This window comes from Sinobaca sp. TMA16-18 (genome assembly GCF_059510535.1).
Window position 1 is genome coordinate 234,565 of sequence record NZ_JCAKFM010000003.1, and the last position, 14,808, is coordinate 249,372.

Here is a 14,808-nt window from a genome sequence, read left to right on the forward strand (position 1 = left end):
GTTTTTTTCATCTACCCATCCCTGCTCTTTCACCCCACAGCCGGCTGCTTTTTTTGAGTCATCAGGCTGATCCCTACATAGCAGAATAAAGACAAAAGAACGGGAATCGTTACGGAATGCATGCCAAGCAGATCAGGCGAAAATTGATAAATAAGGATGTAGGATCCGACGCCGCTGATAATGGAAGCCAGCGCGCCGTGCTTATTCCCCTTTTCCCAATACAATCCCAGGACAATCGGCCAGATAAATGCTGCTTCCAAACCACCGAAGGCAAATAAATTTAACCATATTAAAAGATCCGGCGGATTCAGGGCGAGGATAAAAACGGCAGCCCCTAAAAGTATTGTTACTGAATAGGTTACTTTTTTTATGCGCTGGTTGTCTGCATCGGGCTTTACATAGTTTAAATAGACATCCTTGACTACCGTGGAGCTGACAAGCAGCAAAAGAGAGTCAACGGTTGACATAATTGCGGCCAGCGGCGCGGCCAGCACAATACCTGCAAGCCAGGCCGGCAGAACTTCCAGCACGATCAACGGCATTACCGTATCCGGTGCCTCTATTCCCGGTAAGATCGGTCTCGCAAGTACTCCTGTAAGATGAATGCCAAACATCATAAACGCTACAACAAATGTTCCAATAATCAGCGCACGGTGCATGGAGACAGAGTTTTTATAAGACATCGCCCGGACGGCTACCTGCGGAAGCCCCACTACGCCAACACCGACAAGAATCCAGAAGGAGGACACATAAAGCGGGGTCAGCTCTCCCTCTGCCCCAAACGGGGAAACAAGCGCGGGATTTTCCGCCGTTAAATCTGCCATAATGGCTGGCAGCCCCCCTCCGGCAATGATTGTTCCTATTAAAATAATCAGGGTACCAAAAAACATTATTATGCCTTGTATCGTATCGGTTACTATAACGGCCCGGAAGCCGCCGATTGTAACATAGACAAGAATAGTAACAGCAAAAATAAATAAAGCCGTCGTATAGGAAAGGCCGGTGATCGTTTCTACTAGCCTGGCCCCGCCTATCCACTGGGCTGCCATAGCGGAAAAAAGAAACAACACAATGCTTGCTGCACTAAGTATAACGACCGCCTTGCTTTCATAGCGGTTTTTCAAATAATCTACCAGCGTAATCGCTTTGTACTGCCTTGATTTGATGGCAAAGCGCTTTCCGAGAATCATGAGTGTGAAATAGCCGGTCACCACCTGAGCCATAGCCAGAAGCACCCAGCCCAGTCCCTGGGTATAAGCGGCCCCGGGCCCGCCGACGAAACTACTGGCACTGCCATAAGTCGCAACCATCGTCATGGCGAGGATCAGTCCCCCCATTTCCCGGCTCCCCAGAAAGTATTCCTGCAGGAAGTCACTTTTAGTGGAAATTCGTTTTGCTGACAAAAAGCCGACGATAAAAACGACGGCTAAAAATAAAAGCAGAGGAATTATTACCGCTGTATTCATCTTTCTTCTTCCTCTTCTTCCAAGGATATGTCAGTAAAAAAGAACCGGACGGAAAAGGCCACCAGAATAATAACGAATACCGGAACGACGACACAGCTGTAAAAGAACCAGGCCGGCATGCCCGCTATATATTGGTATTCTGCAGGCGGACCTGAACCAAGGCCGTAGGCAAAACCAAACCATAAACAGAAGTGAAGTACCACAATGCCTACTCCAATCAGCGCTTCTCTTGCTGTGATGCTCCAGCGCTTTTTTATGGACGTTTTTTTGTTCATATCTCCCTCTCCTTTCCGGCTTCTGCTGTTTAGATCAATTACCCCGATTCTATTGCCAAAAGAAAAAAGGCCGCAAAGTGTCTTCCACTTTTAGGCCTTTTTTATCTACGCTCTTGAAACGTAGTTACCGCTTCTCGTATCAATAATTAAGCGGTCGCCCTGGTTTACAAAGAATGGCACCTGGACAGTTAATCCTGTCTCAAGAGTGGCCGGTTTTGTCCCACCGGAGGACGTATCCCCTTTTACTCCAGGCTCCGTAGCAGTGACTTCGAGTTCTACTGTGTTTGGCACTTCCACCCCAAGGGTCTCCGTACCATACGTGTTTACCTGTACTTCCATGTTGTCTTTTAGATAGTTTAGTTCATTTTTCAGCTGATCGCTCGCAAGTTCAAGCTGCTCGTACGATTCATTGTCCATGAATGTATGCATGTCACCATTGGCATACAAGTACTGCATACGGCGGCGTTCAATGTGGGCACGCCCTACCTTTTCACCAGCGCGGAATGTTTTTTCCTGAATATTACCCGACCGCAGGCTTCTTAGTTTAGACCGTACAAACGCTGCTCCTTTTCCAGGCTTCACGTGCTGAAAGTCTACTACTGTCCAAATATCGTTATCTACTTCAATGGTAAGTCCTGTTTTAAAATCGTTTACTGAAATCATTGCCGTTCCTCCATTTTTTATCAATTCGGTCCTTACTATATCACACTAATCATTCTCCTACTATCACTAATTCCTTCGGGGCGTAGGTCAGCAACTCATTACCGTCTTCTGTAATCACTATATCATCTTCTATTCTTGTGCCGCCTGCTTTTGGCACGTATATTCCGGGTTCTACGGTGACTACCATGCCGGGCTCAAGTACCTGCCTGCCTTTAGGAGAAAGCCTCGGCCCTTCATGTACTTCCATTCCTAGTCCATGTCCCAGGCCGTGGCCGAAGTATTTCCCGTATCCTGCCTGCTCTATATGAGACCTTGCAATTTGATCAGCTTCTATTCCCGTCATCCCGGGTTTAATCTGCTCAACAGCCAACAGCTGCGCTTCCAGCACAGTCTGGTATATTCTTTTCAGCTCACTCGTCGGTTCACCGACTGCAATCGTACGGGTAATATCGGAGCAGTAGCCTTTATAGTAGGCGCCGTAGTCAAGCGTAACCAGCTCTCCGCCTTCAATCACCTTGCTGCTGGCCACACCATGCGGCAGCGCACTTCTCCAACCAGACGCTACAATTATATCAAAAGAAGAGGAAACCGCCCCTTCTTTTCTCATAAAGAATTCCAGCTCGTTGCTTACTTCTATTTCCTGCATGCCGGGTTTGATAAACGTGGTGATATGATCAAATGCTCTATCTGCAATTGCTGCCGCTTCTTTTAGAATCGCTATCTCTTCAGGCGTTTTATACAGGCGTCCCTGCTCTACTATAGACGAAGTAGGGATAAGCGCGGCAGTTATTTCTTTTTTCATCTGTGTGTACTGTTGATAGGTGACATAATCTTCTTCAAACCCGATTGTTTTGAGCGAATGACGCTCTGCAAGCCGGGCAGTTTCAGGAATAACGCCTTTTTCATGCCTGACAATTTCAAATGCAGGACATTCTGCGGACGCCTGCTCTATGTACCTGAAATCCGTGATCAAATATGCGTGCTCTTTCGTGATCAACAAAGCACCGGCCGTTCCCGTAAAACCGGATAAATACCTTCGATTCGTCGGGCTTTCTATAAAAATGGCTTCTATTTCTTTACTTTCCAACTGCGCTCTTACTTGTTGAATCAGCTTTTGCATATTGCCCTCCTACAGTCATCCATTATTTATCACGGCTTTATTTTATCATATATCAGGAAGCTGCGGGCAATCAGGGACATCTGGACCGGGCATAAATTCCAGGTGTGAAATAAGTAAAAAAGGGAAGATACCTATATGCCTTTTATTATGGTGGATGTCGATATTGTTGTAGTGAATGCCTTTAAAATGGTGTAAAATTAGAAGTAAGACACCAATGCCATCTCATTGGCATGGATGGGATGATACTATGACCGAACTGAAAAAAACAGCTTACGGAGGCCAGGCTATTGTGGAAGACGTTATGTTCGCCGGAAAAACAACGACCGTAAGTGCAATCCGCCGCAACAACGGAGACATCGAGTACTATGAAGTAAAGAAAAAAAGCATTCCTGTCCTCCGTTTCTTAAAAAAAATATTCATTGTTCGGGGAATTGCTGGATTAATTGAAGCCAGTTCAGTAGGAATGAAGCATTTAAATTACGCTTCGGACCGGTATGACGTCAATCCCGAGGATGATGAAACACTCCCGGTCGAAAAAGCCTCCTCTTCTAAATGGGGAATGGTGCTTGGTACCGCGGTAGTGGGTGTGACATCATTTTTGTTCGGGAACTTTATTTTCACCGTTCTGCCGGCCGTTGCAGCAGGGGGATTTACTCCTGTATTTCCCGGCCACGTAGCACAAAACCTTCTCGAAGGATTTTTCAAACTTATTCTGCTTTTCCTCTATATTTATCTTATTTCCCTGACTCCTATGGTTAAAAGGCTGTTTCAGTACCACGGGGCAGAGCATAAAGTAATTAACACCTACGAAGCAGGGGTGCCGCTTACCGTTCAGAATGTGCAGCATCACTCCAGGCTCCATTACCGTTGTGGCAGCAGCTTTATTTTATTTACTGTCGTAGTCGGGGTGCTTATTTATTTGATGGTGCCATTTGATTCCCTCGCTGAGAGAATCGTGCACCGGCTGGCTCTTATACCTGTAGTTCTTGGTGTGTCCTATGAAGTCCTGCAGGGCACTAACAAAGTAAGAAATATTCCCATTCTTAAATGGCTTGGCCTTCCCGGACTTGGTTTGCAGCTCCTTACGACCAAGCCTCCTAAAGATGACCAGGTGGAAGTAGCAATACTGTCTTTCGAAAAACTTCTTGCAGAAGAAAAGCTCTCAGCCGAGCCAATTGATCATAATGCTGTATAATGAATAGTAATAAAAGTTGTGTCTTGCAAACCTGGTTTCCCAGGTTACTCTTAATGGAGGTGATCATATGTCGCGCATTCTTCGCCGGCCCTTCTTACTGCTGTTGTTTGGACTCGCCGCCTTCGGTCTTGGTAACCAGCTTTTAACCAATCCTATATCTTTTTTAATCTCATTGGCAATCGGTCTCGCTATCGCAGTAGGCCTGTATTTCCTTTTTACGAAAGTTATTATGAAAAAAATGACACAACGGCAGTACCAGTCTCATGCCCCTCCAAGATCAAAAGCAGCTAACGCCCGCCGCGGTGGATCTGCCGCTCCTGCTAAAAGCCACTACAAAGCCGCAGGCTCGCAGGCAAGACCCGTTAAAAAGCGTCCCACAAAAGCAATTGCCCGTAAACGAAGTGACACGCACCTGACTGTCATTGAAGGGAAAAAAAACCGAAAAAAGAACCGGGCTCTCTTCTAAAGCCCGGCTCTTTTTATACATAATTGTTTACTATGCTTCTCGTTTTGAATGACAGAAGGAGGAAATACTTTCATGATGCCGATGTTGATGATTAGCGTTTTGTCCGGCCTTCCTTTATCTTTTTTAAATATTTTTTTTCATCCGTACCTATATTTCATTGTTATCCCCGTCATTTATTGGTGTTTTCATAAGCAGCTCGGTTTTAGGCTTTTGTTTATTATGGCTTTTTCTTTCTATGTAAATATTCTTCTTTCTTCTATCTACCCTTTTGGAACATCGGTACTGCTTGATCAGCAGTTTACTGGTATGCCTGTTGCTTTTCAAAGCGCAGTTGTTTTCTGGGGATTTCTTATACCGGAAATATCCGACCGGCGTTATACGATAACAGCTGCCATTATCATCGCCTTAGCAGGGTTTCTCGCTTTCCTTGATCCAACTTATGCGATTACTGATATTTTTTATGCCGGCCTGATTGGTTTTTTTATAATTTTTATTTTGTACCGCTCGCTTGACTGGATAGGCGGCGCACCTGACTTTCTTTTATTAAGCGTTGCTGTTCTTTTAGGACTGTGCCTGTTTCTTTTAGAACCGCAGGCAGCCTGGTTTGCCGGCCTTCTTCTCGGCTCCAGCGCGGGCTTCGACATTGAAACAATTAAGAATAGAATGAAGTATCCTGCGTCGTTTCTTTCTAAACTAAAGGCCTCCGTGGCCGGGCTGTCCGGTGCGGTGATTATTCTGCTGGTATTTGGATTTGCCAGTGCGCCGGCTGCTATGTTTTTCTCCGGGGTTGTACTGGGTTTTTGGATTACTTTGTTCGCACCGGTTCTTTTCATAAAAATGGCCTTCTCTAAAAGAGAAGGCGGCATTCTTTCGAGCAGAAAAAGCTAATCTTTTGGCTTTTCCTGCTCATTTCTATTTTGTACTTCGCGAAGGTCTCCCACTCTTTTAGGATCTTCTTCAAAATATTGAACAATATCTCCAATTCGATCAATGGCGTCCCAGCTTAGGTGATGCTCAATGCCTTCTACGTCCGTATAGATGTGTCCGTGCTCCACACCGATAATCTGCATAAAATTCTCCAGCAGTTCATGTCGGTATACCAACCGTTTCCCAATTTTTTTCCCTTTTGCTGTTAGGATTAAGCCTCTGTACTTTTCATAAACTAAGTATTCCTGTTTATCTAGTTTCTGAACCATTTTCGTAACGGAGGAAGGATGGACTTCCAGCGTTTCGGCAATATCTGATACTCTGGCATATCCTTTTGCTTCAATAAGCTGATAAATTCGCTCTAAATAATCTTCCATACTTGGAGTAGGCATACTAAGTTCCTCCATAGACTTCATAGTTTACGACACATTGTTGCGCTCTCTTATTGTACATGAATAAAAGAGAGTTCACAATTTAAATTCCCATATTGTTCTAGAGGGGAATTTTTTTTCCTTAAAGCAAATTTTTATAAAAAAGAAGCCGGCTTTTGCAGCCGGCTTCTTTTTTATATTTATTTTATAGTCCACATTTCAACTGGGCGCTGCAGTTTGTGCAGGTGTTGCAGCCTCCAATATCTTCAATGGAACCTTCCCGGCAGACCGGGCATGTGTCCCCAATTTCATTACCAAAGTTAACAGTAGTAGAACGGACATCTTTAATCGTATCTACAAGTACTACTTTCTTTTCAGGTGACGGTGTTGATTCTTCTTTTGATTCAAACGTATTATCTTCTGCTTTTAATGTTAATACCTGTGCATCCCGGCTGCCATCCACATACACAGTGCCGCCTTTGGCACCGCCCTTGTAGAGGCGTTCATATACTCCCTGTACCTGCTCTACTGTATAGCCTTTAGGAGCATTGACCGTTTTAGAAAGTGAACTGTCCACCCATTTTTGAATCACGCACTGGACATCTGCATGATTTTCCGGCAGCAGTTCCATTGCAGAAATAAAGAATTCTGGAAGATCATCTTTATCTGCTTCCGGGTTTCTATCCAGGTATTCTTGTACGATTGCTGCATTCACTTCAATGAATTTGCCAAGACGACCGCTTCGATAGTATTTAAAAGAGAAATATGGTTCCAGTCCCGTACTCACTCCTACCATCGTTCCCGTACTTCCAGTTGGTGCTACAGTAAGAAGGTGTGAGTTGCGGATACCATATTCTCTGACTCCATCCAGAATATCCTGCGGCATTTTCTTCATATATCCGGTTTCTGTGAAAGCCTGGCGCAGACGATTTGTTTCTTCTGTCGACGATGCTTCCAAATAAGGGAAACTTCCTTTTTCTTTAGCGATTTCAATACTTGTACGATATGCAGTCGTTGCAATCGTTTCAAATATTTGATCAATCAGTACATTGCCTTCTTCTGAACCGTACGTTGTTTCCGTATAGATTAGAAGGTCATGCATACCCATAACACCAAGGCCTACCCGGCGCTCTCCTTTTGCTTGTCTTGTATTATCTTCAAGGAAATACGGGGTGGCATCAATGACGTTATCCTGCATTCTTACACCGGTGGCAACTGTTTTCCGGAGTTTATCAAAGTCTACTACTTTTTCATCTTTGTTAGCCATTTCAGCTAAGTTCACTGCAGCAAGGTTGCAGACTGAATAAGGAGCGAGCGGCTGCTCTCCGCAAGGATTGGTTGCTACTACTTTCTGTCCATAGCTCTGCGCGTTTGTCTGTTCATTTGCATTGTCTATAAAGAAAATACCCGGCTCAGCTGAATAGGTGGCGCACACATTGATCAGCTTCCACAGTTCCCGCGCTTTAATAGTACGGTACGTACGAACTGCATGTCCTTTTTGTTCCCATTCACGGACATCGCCGCTTTCCTGCCATTCCTGATTGTATTCTGCCATTTCTTCCTTCGAGTAGTTTTCTACATCGGGAAAGCGCAGCGAGTAGTCTGCATCATTTTCTACAGCTTTCATAAAGTCATCAGTAATACAGACGGAAATGTTTGCCCCGGTTAAAAACTCCGGAGAATTAACGGTATATGCGCCTCCGGTATTAAGCTTATCTTCGGCTTCCTGAAGAATCTTGTTGTTGAATCCACCTTGTCCCGGAATCGACTGATAGTTAAGAATGCCTTGATACATAGCTTCTTCCGTTGGAGATAATGGAGTGAATTTAAGTTTTTCCTGAATAAGCTTTTTAATCTGTTCATCTTCTGTATTTTCGAGCAGAAAGCGCAGAATACGCGGGTTCTGCATTTTGGATACGATGAATTCTAGAATATCGGGATGCCAATCTGCAAGCATAATCATCTGGGCGCCTCTTCTTGAACCGCCCTGCTCTACTAAATGCGTAAGCTTTGCAATATCATCAAGCCAGGAAACCGAACCGGAAGATTTACCGTTAACCCCTTTTGCAAGAGTGTTTCTCGGTCTTAAGGTCGAACCGTTCGTTCCAACACCGCCGCCGCGGCTCATAATTTCCATTACCTGTTTGCGGTGTTCGGAAATTCCTTCTCTGGAATCTGCAATATAAGGCATAACATAACAGTTAAAGTAGGTTACATCTGTTTCTGCACCGGCTCCGTATAACACCCGTCCTGCAGGGATGAAGTTCATATTCACCAGTTCTTCGTAGAATTCCTGAAAGGACTGACGGCGTCTTTCTTCTGTCTTTTCCACACTCGCAAGTCCTGTAGCATTACGCTTGGCGATCTGCTCATAATATATTTCCAAAGGCTTTTCAATGACATCAAGAGAACGGATAACCGTTCCTTTCTCAGCTTCCTGTTCATTAAGAAGCGGGAGGAATTCATTATCTACTCTTACTTCCGCTGTATTATTTCCACGGTCAAGTGCAATGACAAACCCGAATCCTCTAGCAGGGAACTTTGGATCTTCCTTAACAGTTAAAATAACAAAATCATTTTCTTTCAGCGTTTTCTTTTCCGTGTCCTTAAATGTATAACGGTCGAGCATGACCAGACGGGAAACACCTGATTTTGTCATCTTCATGTCTTCTGTTACGGGATGCACCTGCGGGAACAGGGATATATCTTCATTTAGCTGGACTGTGTTTACTTTAGGCATTTGTTTTGTTGCTGTACTCATGTAAATTCCTCCTGTTTCACTTCTCGATTTTTCGGCATCGAACCGACGGACCCGGCTGTTTTTTCTGTTTAATAAAAGAAAACCACCAGACAAATCAAGTATGCGGCTGATTTAAAGCTCTTTCTGAATGATACCATACGATCTTCCTTTAAATCAATATATAGTATTTATAATTTATATATTGACACTATATATAGTTTTTAAACCTCTTTTTATAAATTTGTCAATTTCATAAAAGGGCAAAATAAGAAGCAATCGGCTCCTAAACTCCCGCAATCTGTTAAAAAACCCGATATTTCATCAATTTCATTTCTTGCGTAAAAGAAGAAAATTTGTATGTAGGTTTTTATTGTTTTTCATGGTATCTTAGAAAAAAAGCCGGAGGTAATATAATGGACTATGTATGGAAAAAAGGCAATCTAATAGAACGCAGTAACGCTGATGTTTCGTTTGAAGACCGCGGATATTATTTTGGTGACGGTGTATATGAAGTAGTCCGCCTTTATAACGGCGTCTGCTTTCAGCTCGAAGAACATTACACACGATTTGTACGCAGCACCGAAGAAATTGATATTCCTATTCCGTTCAGCCTTGATCAATTTAAAGAAATTATTGATTCACTATCAGAGGAAAATGATATTTCCGATGGCTATGTTTATATTCAGATTACGAGGGGCGAGCAGGAACGTAATCATTTATATGAACGCGGGCTCGAACCGGTCGTAACTGCTTTTGCAAAAGAAGCTCCGATTCCACTCGAAAAGCAGAAAAATGGTATTTCGCTTTACGCGTTGGAAGACATCCGCTGGCTCCGCTGCGATATAAAAACCATTAACCTGCTGGGAAATGTGATGGCTAAACGAAAAGCGGAGGACAATGCATGTGATGAAGCTCTTCAGCATCGGGGAACGACTGTAACAGAAGGGTCTTCAACCAATATTTTTATTGTTAAGGACGGCGCGGTGCATACACATCCTGCCAACCAACTTATATTAAACGGTATTACCCGGCTTTTTATTAAGCAGCTCGCTGAACAACAAGGCATTTCTTTTGTTGAAAAAACATTCTCTGTAGAAGAAGCTTCCCGGGCTGATGAAATGTTTATTTCAAGTACTACAATGGAAATTACGCCGGTTGTCCGGATTGAAGGCTCTTTTCAGGCAGACTATTCCATCGGCCCGGTTACTAAACAGCTGCAGGACGCGTTCTCCGCAGCTGTCCGCCCCCCTAAAGAATCTTCTCATCTAAAATAAACGAACAAAAAGACCCGCTGAATTGCGGGTCTTTTAATTATTTACATCTTTTTTACCGGCGGTAATTCCAGTCATCTGACTCGTACCGCTCCTGCGCCAGAGCCTGAACTTCTTTTTCCTGCTCTTCTGTCAGTTTATAGTCCACCCAGTTTACGTTTAATCCATCAGCAAAACCTTTGTGAAACGCCTGGACCACATCTTCGTGCGACACAGGTACTGTTTTTATTTCGTTGATCGCTACCGCCTTCCTGCGGAAAGCACGCTGCATTCGTTCCCGGACCCGGTCATTTGAATACGTAAAGACATCAAACAACATGTCTTCATCCAGATCAATAATAATCGAACCGTGCTGAAGTATAACACCCTTTTGTCTCGTCTGGGCGCTGCCTGCAATTTTGCGTCCTTCCACTACCAGCTCATACCAGCTTGGAGCATCAAAGCAAACCGCCGACTGGGGGTTTTTTAGTCCCTGCTCTTCTTCTTTGCTTTTCGGCACAGAAAAATAAGCATCCAGCCCCAGGTTTAAAAATCCCTGAAGAAGCCCTTCGGAAATAACCCGATAGGCTTCTGTCACCGTAGCAGGCATCAGCGGATGTTCTTCCGAGACAATCACGCTGTACGTTAATTCCTTATCATGCAGGACGGCCCTTCCCCCTGTCGGCCTTCGGACGAAACCGAGTTGGTGCTTATCTACCGCGTCTAAATCGATATCTTTATGTACCTTCTGAAAATATCCGATTGACAAAGTAGACGGATTCCAGCCGTAGAACCGGACGACAGGAGGAATTTTTCCCTCGCTGTGCCAGCGGAGGAGCATTTCATCCATTGCCATATTGTAAGCAGGGGATTGTTTCCCTGAGTCTATGAAATACCACTTTTCTTTTTCCATTTCTGCACACCTTTCTTTTTTCATCTTTAGTGTACCAAAGCTTTTTCTATTTCTAAAGAAGTTACGATTTTTCTTGATTATTTGCTTTCTATAATAGATTTCTTTTGCTTCTTGAGGCAAAGATTATTATAATATTCCTTGTGAGCTTTTTTTAAAGGAGAGGAACAATTATGGCTTGGATCCTATGGGGTATTATTATCATCATGTTATCATTTCTGTTATACAGAAGGCTTGTAAAGCCTAAGTTTCTTACGGAACTGACAGAAGAAGAATTTAAGCAGGGCTACAGAAAGGCTCAGCTGATTGACGTTAGAGAACCCCGTGAATATAACGGCGGCCATATACTAGGCGCCAGAAACATTCCGCTGTCCCAGTTAAAACAGCGCATTACTGAAATCCGGAAGGACCAGGCGGTTTATTTATACTGTCAGTCCGGGTCCCGAAGCAAGCAGGCAGCCCGTGTGATCCAAAAGAAAATCGGTAATGAGGACATCTATCAATTAAAAACAGGCTTTAAAAAATGGACTGGCAAAATTAGAAAGTAAAAAGCTGTCTCCCCTCGGAGACAGCTTTTTTTATGACTGGTAGGCTTCTTCTTTTTTAGGAAATTCATGACGGAGAACCGGTTTTCTGGCAGCCAGCGTTTCATCCAGTCTTTTAATAACTGTCGTATGGGGCGCCTCCTGGACCGTTTCCGGGTTCTCTTCTGCCTCTTTGGCGATCGTAATCATGGCGTCTGCAAATTCATCAAGCGTTTCTTTTGCCTCGGTTTCTGTCGGTTCAAACATCATACACTCTTCTACATTGGTAGGAAAATAAATGGTAGGGGGATGATAGCCGAAATCCAGCAGCCGTTTGGCAATATCAAGCGTTCTGACCCCAAGCTGTTTCTGTCTTTTACCGGAAAGAACAAATTCATGCTTGCAGTGTCTGTTGTATGGGAGATCATAATACGGTTCGAGAAGTCTCATCAGATAGTTTGCATTCAGTACCGCGTATTCAGATACTTTACGAAGGCCCTCAGCCCCCATCGTACGGATATACGTATGCGCTCTTACATTAATGCCGAAATTTCCGTAAAAGGGTTTCACGCGTCCAATAGAGTCCGGACGTTCATAGTCCCATTTGTACGCTCCGTTTTCTTCTACAAGCAGCGGCTTGGGCAGATAGGCGATTAAATCCTTTTTCACGCCTACAGGACCGCTTCCCGGCCCGCCTCCCCCGTGTGGGCCTGTGAATGTTTTATGCAGGTTCAGGTGAACGACATCAAATCCCATATCACCCGGCCGCGCTATTCCTAAAATAGCGTTGGAGTTTGCTCCATCATAATACAGCTTGCCCCCGGCCTGGTGAATAATAGCTGCCATTTCCTGAATGTCTTCTTCAAATAGACCGAGCGTATTCGGATTTGTCAGCATTAAGGCTGCCGTATCTTCTCCGACTACCTCTTTTAAATGAGCAAGGTCCACAAGGCCGCGTTCGTCGGTTTTCACCGTCACTGAATCAAATCCGGCTACCGTAGCCGATGCTGGATTTGTTCCATGTGCAGAATCCGGGACGATGACCTTTGTTCGTTTATGATCCTCATTTGCTTCGTGGAACGCTCTAATCATCATAAGACCGGTCCATTCACCCTGTGCTCCCGCAGCAGGCTGCAGCGTTACTTCGTCCATGCCGGCTATCTCTTTAAGCTCTTCCTGCAGTTCAAACATCAGCTGCATGGCACCCTGAACCTGATAATCCGGCTGATAGGGATGAAGATGGGCAAAGCCTTTTAACCTGGCGGAATCTTCGTTCATTTTGGGGTTATATTTCATCGTACAGGACCCAAGTGGATAAAAACCGGAATCCACCCCGTGATTTCTAGTGGACAAAGCCGTATAGTGCCTCATAATCTGAAGCTCTGATACTTCGGGCAGTTCCGGACTGTCTGTACGCTGCATTTCTTCAGGCAGAATTGTATCAATATCCACATCCGGCACTTCCAGCTCCGGAAGCGAATAGCCGGTACGTCCAGCTTTACTGTATTCAAAAATCAGCTTTTGTTCTGTATTCATGCCAGCACCTCTTTCAATTCTTCCACAAAGAAATCAATCTCTGCTTTGCTGCGTTTATCCGTTACACAAAGAAGCATCTGCCCTTTTTTACCTGCCTTCGTCTGCTCCAGGTCATATCCGCCGATAATGCCGCGTTCGAATAATCCACGATTTATTTTGTCCACGGCATCCGGGAGCTGGATAACAAACTCATTAAACACAGGCTGCTCTGCTGCTATGTCTATCCCTGCCTGTTGAAGCTGTTGTTTCATATAGTGTGTTTTTTTAACGTTTTGTACAGCCATCTCTTTTACACCCTGTCTGCCCAGAGCCGTCATGGCAACAGAGGCCGCCAGCGCATTAAGTGCCTGATTGGAACAGATGTTGGATGTCGCTTTTTCTCTGCGGATATGCTGCTCTCTCGTCTGAAGGGTCAGTACAAATCCGCGGATCCCGTCTTCATCTTCCGTCTGGCCAACAAGCCGGCCCGGTACTTTACGCATTAATTTTTTTGTCGTCGTGAAATATCCGCAGTGCGGTCCCCCAAACTGGGTGGGAATGCCAAACGGCTGGGCATCGCCGGTAACGATATCGGCACCAAATGAGCCTGGTGATTTCAATACGCCCAGCGCCAGAGGATTACTGGATACGATAAATAAAGATTTATGCTGATGGATGAGCTGTTCGGCGGTCTGTAAGTCTTCCACCGAGCCGTAGAAATTAGGGTACTGCAAAATAACACCAGCTGTGTGTTCATCGATTTGTTTTTCCAGTGCTTCCATATTCGTTTTTCCATCCGTAAGCGGAATTGTTTCCACAATAATTCCGGGACCGGAAGCATAAGTTTCTATTACATGCAGCGATTCCGGGTGCACCCCTTCTGATACTAAAATTTTCCGCGATGGGCTTTTGTGCTGGCTTCCTGCCACCAGCGCCGCTTCTGCCAGTGCGGTATGGCCATCGTACATAGAGGAATTGGCAATATCCATGCCGGTTAGTTCGCATATCATTGTTTGAAACTCAAAAATTGCCTGCAGCTCTCCCTGGGAAATTTCCGGCTGGTAAGGCGTATATGCCGTGTAAAACTCTGAACGTCTGATGACGTGATCCACAATGGAAGGAATGTAATGATCATAGACCCCTGCTCCTAAAAAAGAAGGGTATGACTGAAGGTCAGCGTTTTTATCACTCAACTGCTGTAGTTCTTTCATTAATGCTGTTTCATTTAAAGGCTCGCGGAGTTTCATTTCTCCTTTGTAACGTATCTTTTCCGGAATATCGGCAAAAAGTTCTTCTGTAGTGGACACCCCTATGGTTTTAAGCATTTCCTGCTTATCGGTTTCTGTCATGGGCAAATAGCGAAAATCCATTCCTATTCCTCCTCTT

14 protein-coding genes are annotated in these 14,808 nt (G+C 44.6%); 5 read left to right on the forward strand and 9 right to left on the reverse strand.

All coding sequences use genetic code 11. From position 1 onward, the window contains the following. Positions 1–29: 29 nt before the first annotated feature. From panF to AC5W14_RS07430, 4 genes are all read right to left on the reverse strand, one after another. Positions 30–1,466, reverse strand: coding sequence for a sodium/pantothenate symporter (gene panF / locus AC5W14_RS07415; protein ID WP_496194042.1), 1,437 nt, complete (start codon positions 1,464–1,466; stop codon positions 30–32). Continuing rightward, complete coding sequence (locus AC5W14_RS07420) at positions 1,463–1,741, reverse strand: YhdT family protein (RefSeq protein WP_496058699.1); 279 nt, start codon at positions 1,739–1,741, stop codon at positions 1,463–1,465. Before AC5W14_RS07420 ends, panF begins: the two co-directional genes overlap by 4 nt. 105 nt (positions 1,742–1,846) lie before the next feature. Beyond that, positions 1,847–2,404 (reverse strand): elongation factor P, encoded by a 558-nt coding sequence (efp, locus tag AC5W14_RS07425; RefSeq protein WP_496058700.1) that lies wholly within the window; start codon positions 2,402–2,404, stop codon positions 1,847–1,849. A 49-nt stretch (positions 2,405–2,453) separates the two neighbouring features. Further along, entirely contained in the window at positions 2,454–3,524 is a 1,071-nt protein-coding gene (locus tag AC5W14_RS07430; RefSeq protein ID WP_496194043.1) for a M24 family metallopeptidase, read from the reverse strand. Between the two features lie 247 nt (positions 3,525–3,771). Between AC5W14_RS07430 and AC5W14_RS07435 the strand changes: the two genes are divergently transcribed. The 3 genes from AC5W14_RS07435 to AC5W14_RS07445 all read left to right on the forward strand — a co-directional run bounded on the left by AC5W14_RS07435 (position 3,772) and on the right by AC5W14_RS07445 (position 6,073). Continuing rightward, positions 3,772–4,719, forward strand: coding sequence for a DUF1385 domain-containing protein (locus tag AC5W14_RS07435; RefSeq protein WP_496194044.1), 948 nt, complete (start codon positions 3,772–3,774; stop codon positions 4,717–4,719). 67 nt (positions 4,720–4,786) lie between these two features. Next, entirely contained in the window at positions 4,787–5,185 is a 399-nt protein-coding gene (locus tag AC5W14_RS07440) for an SA1362 family protein (RefSeq protein WP_496058703.1), read from the forward strand. Positions 5,186–5,257: 72 nt separating this feature from the next. After that, complete coding sequence (locus tag AC5W14_RS07445; protein WP_496194045.1) at positions 5,258–6,073, forward strand: hypothetical protein; 816 nt, start codon at positions 5,258–5,260, stop codon at positions 6,071–6,073. On the opposite strand, the gene mntR is transcribed toward AC5W14_RS07445, so the two are convergent. Beyond that, complete coding sequence (mntR, locus tag AC5W14_RS07450; RefSeq protein ID WP_252314857.1) at positions 6,070–6,504, reverse strand: transcriptional regulator MntR; 435 nt, start codon at positions 6,502–6,504, stop codon at positions 6,070–6,072. The genes AC5W14_RS07445 and mntR overlap by 4 nt on opposite strands. A 184-nt stretch (positions 6,505–6,688) precedes the next feature. After that, complete coding sequence (locus AC5W14_RS07455; RefSeq protein WP_496194046.1) at positions 6,689–9,244, reverse strand: vitamin B12-dependent ribonucleotide reductase; 2,556 nt, start codon at positions 9,242–9,244, stop codon at positions 6,689–6,691. Positions 9,245–9,636: 392 nt separating this feature from the next. Here AC5W14_RS07455 and dat point away from each other — a divergent pair, with 392 nt between their 5' ends. Next, on the forward strand, positions 9,637–10,497 hold the full coding sequence (gene dat / locus AC5W14_RS07460) for a D-amino-acid transaminase (RefSeq protein ID WP_496194047.1): 861 nt from the start codon (positions 9,637–9,639) through the stop codon (positions 10,495–10,497). 52 nt (positions 10,498–10,549) lie between these two features. Here the strand turns inward: dat and AC5W14_RS07465 are convergent, their stop codons facing one another. Continuing rightward, positions 10,550–11,386 (reverse strand): lipoate--protein ligase family protein, encoded by an 837-nt coding sequence (locus AC5W14_RS07465; RefSeq protein WP_496058707.1) that lies wholly within the window; start codon positions 11,384–11,386, stop codon positions 10,550–10,552. A 170-nt stretch (positions 11,387–11,556) separates the two neighbouring features. Here AC5W14_RS07465 and AC5W14_RS07470 point away from each other — a divergent pair, with 170 nt between their 5' ends. After that, positions 11,557–11,931, forward strand: coding sequence for a rhodanese-like domain-containing protein (locus tag AC5W14_RS07470; protein WP_496058708.1), 375 nt, complete (start codon positions 11,557–11,559; stop codon positions 11,929–11,931). Between the two features lie 30 nt (positions 11,932–11,961). Here the strand turns inward: AC5W14_RS07470 and gcvPB are convergent, their stop codons facing one another. Continuing rightward, the gene (gene gcvPB, locus AC5W14_RS07475; protein ID WP_496058709.1) at positions 11,962–13,443 is read right to left on the reverse strand and encodes an aminomethyl-transferring glycine dehydrogenase subunit GcvPB; all 1,482 of its coding nucleotides are present in this window, start codon (positions 13,441–13,443) and stop codon (positions 11,962–11,964) included. Next, the gene (gene gcvPA / locus AC5W14_RS07480) at positions 13,440–14,792 is read right to left on the reverse strand and encodes an aminomethyl-transferring glycine dehydrogenase subunit GcvPA (protein ID WP_496058710.1); all 1,353 of its coding nucleotides are present in this window, start codon (positions 14,790–14,792) and stop codon (positions 13,440–13,442) included. The genes gcvPB and gcvPA overlap by 4 nt, the downstream gene beginning before the upstream one ends. Positions 14,793–14,808: the final 16 nt, after the last annotated feature.

Bases quoted from the DNA above. Each gene is read 5' to 3' on its own strand.
- gcvPB (WP_496058709.1), bottom strand. From the start codon at position 13,443: ATGAATACAGAACAAAAGCTGATTTTTGAATACAGTAAAGCTGGACGT.
- AC5W14_RS07470 (WP_496058708.1), top strand. From the start codon at position 11,557: ATGGCTTGGATCCTATGGGGTATTATTATCATCATGTTATCATTTCTG.
- AC5W14_RS07445 (WP_496194045.1), top strand. From the start codon at position 5,258: ATGATGCCGATGTTGATGATTAGCGTTTTGTCCGGCCTTCCTTTATCT.
- panF (WP_496194042.1), bottom strand. From the start codon at position 1,466: ATGAATACAGCGGTAATAATTCCTCTGCTTTTATTTTTAGCCGTCGTT.
- AC5W14_RS07430 (WP_496194043.1), bottom strand. From the start codon at position 3,524: ATGCAAAAGCTGATTCAACAAGTAAGAGCGCAGTTGGAAAGTAAAGAA.
- gcvPA (WP_496058710.1), bottom strand. From the start codon at position 14,792: ATGGATTTTCGCTATTTGCCCATGACAGAAACCGATAAGCAGGAAATG.
- efp (WP_496058700.1), bottom strand. From the start codon at position 2,404: ATGATTTCAGTAAACGATTTTAAAACAGGACTTACCATTGAAGTAGAT.
- AC5W14_RS07465 (WP_496058707.1), bottom strand. From the start codon at position 11,386: ATGGAAAAAGAAAAGTGGTATTTCATAGACTCAGGGAAACAATCCCCT.
- AC5W14_RS07440 (WP_496058703.1), top strand. From the start codon at position 4,787: ATGTCGCGCATTCTTCGCCGGCCCTTCTTACTGCTGTTGTTTGGACTC.
- AC5W14_RS07455 (WP_496194046.1), bottom strand. From the start codon at position 9,244: ATGAGTACAGCAACAAAACAAATGCCTAAAGTAAACACAGTCCAGCTA.
- AC5W14_RS07420 (WP_496058699.1), bottom strand. From the start codon at position 1,741: ATGAACAAAAAAACGTCCATAAAAAAGCGCTGGAGCATCACAGCAAGA.
- AC5W14_RS07435 (WP_496194044.1), top strand. From the start codon at position 3,772: ATGACCGAACTGAAAAAAACAGCTTACGGAGGCCAGGCTATTGTGGAA.
- mntR (WP_252314857.1), bottom strand. From the start codon at position 6,504: ATGCCTACTCCAAGTATGGAAGATTATTTAGAGCGAATTTATCAGCTT.
- dat (WP_496194047.1), top strand. From the start codon at position 9,637: ATGGACTATGTATGGAAAAAAGGCAATCTAATAGAACGCAGTAACGCT.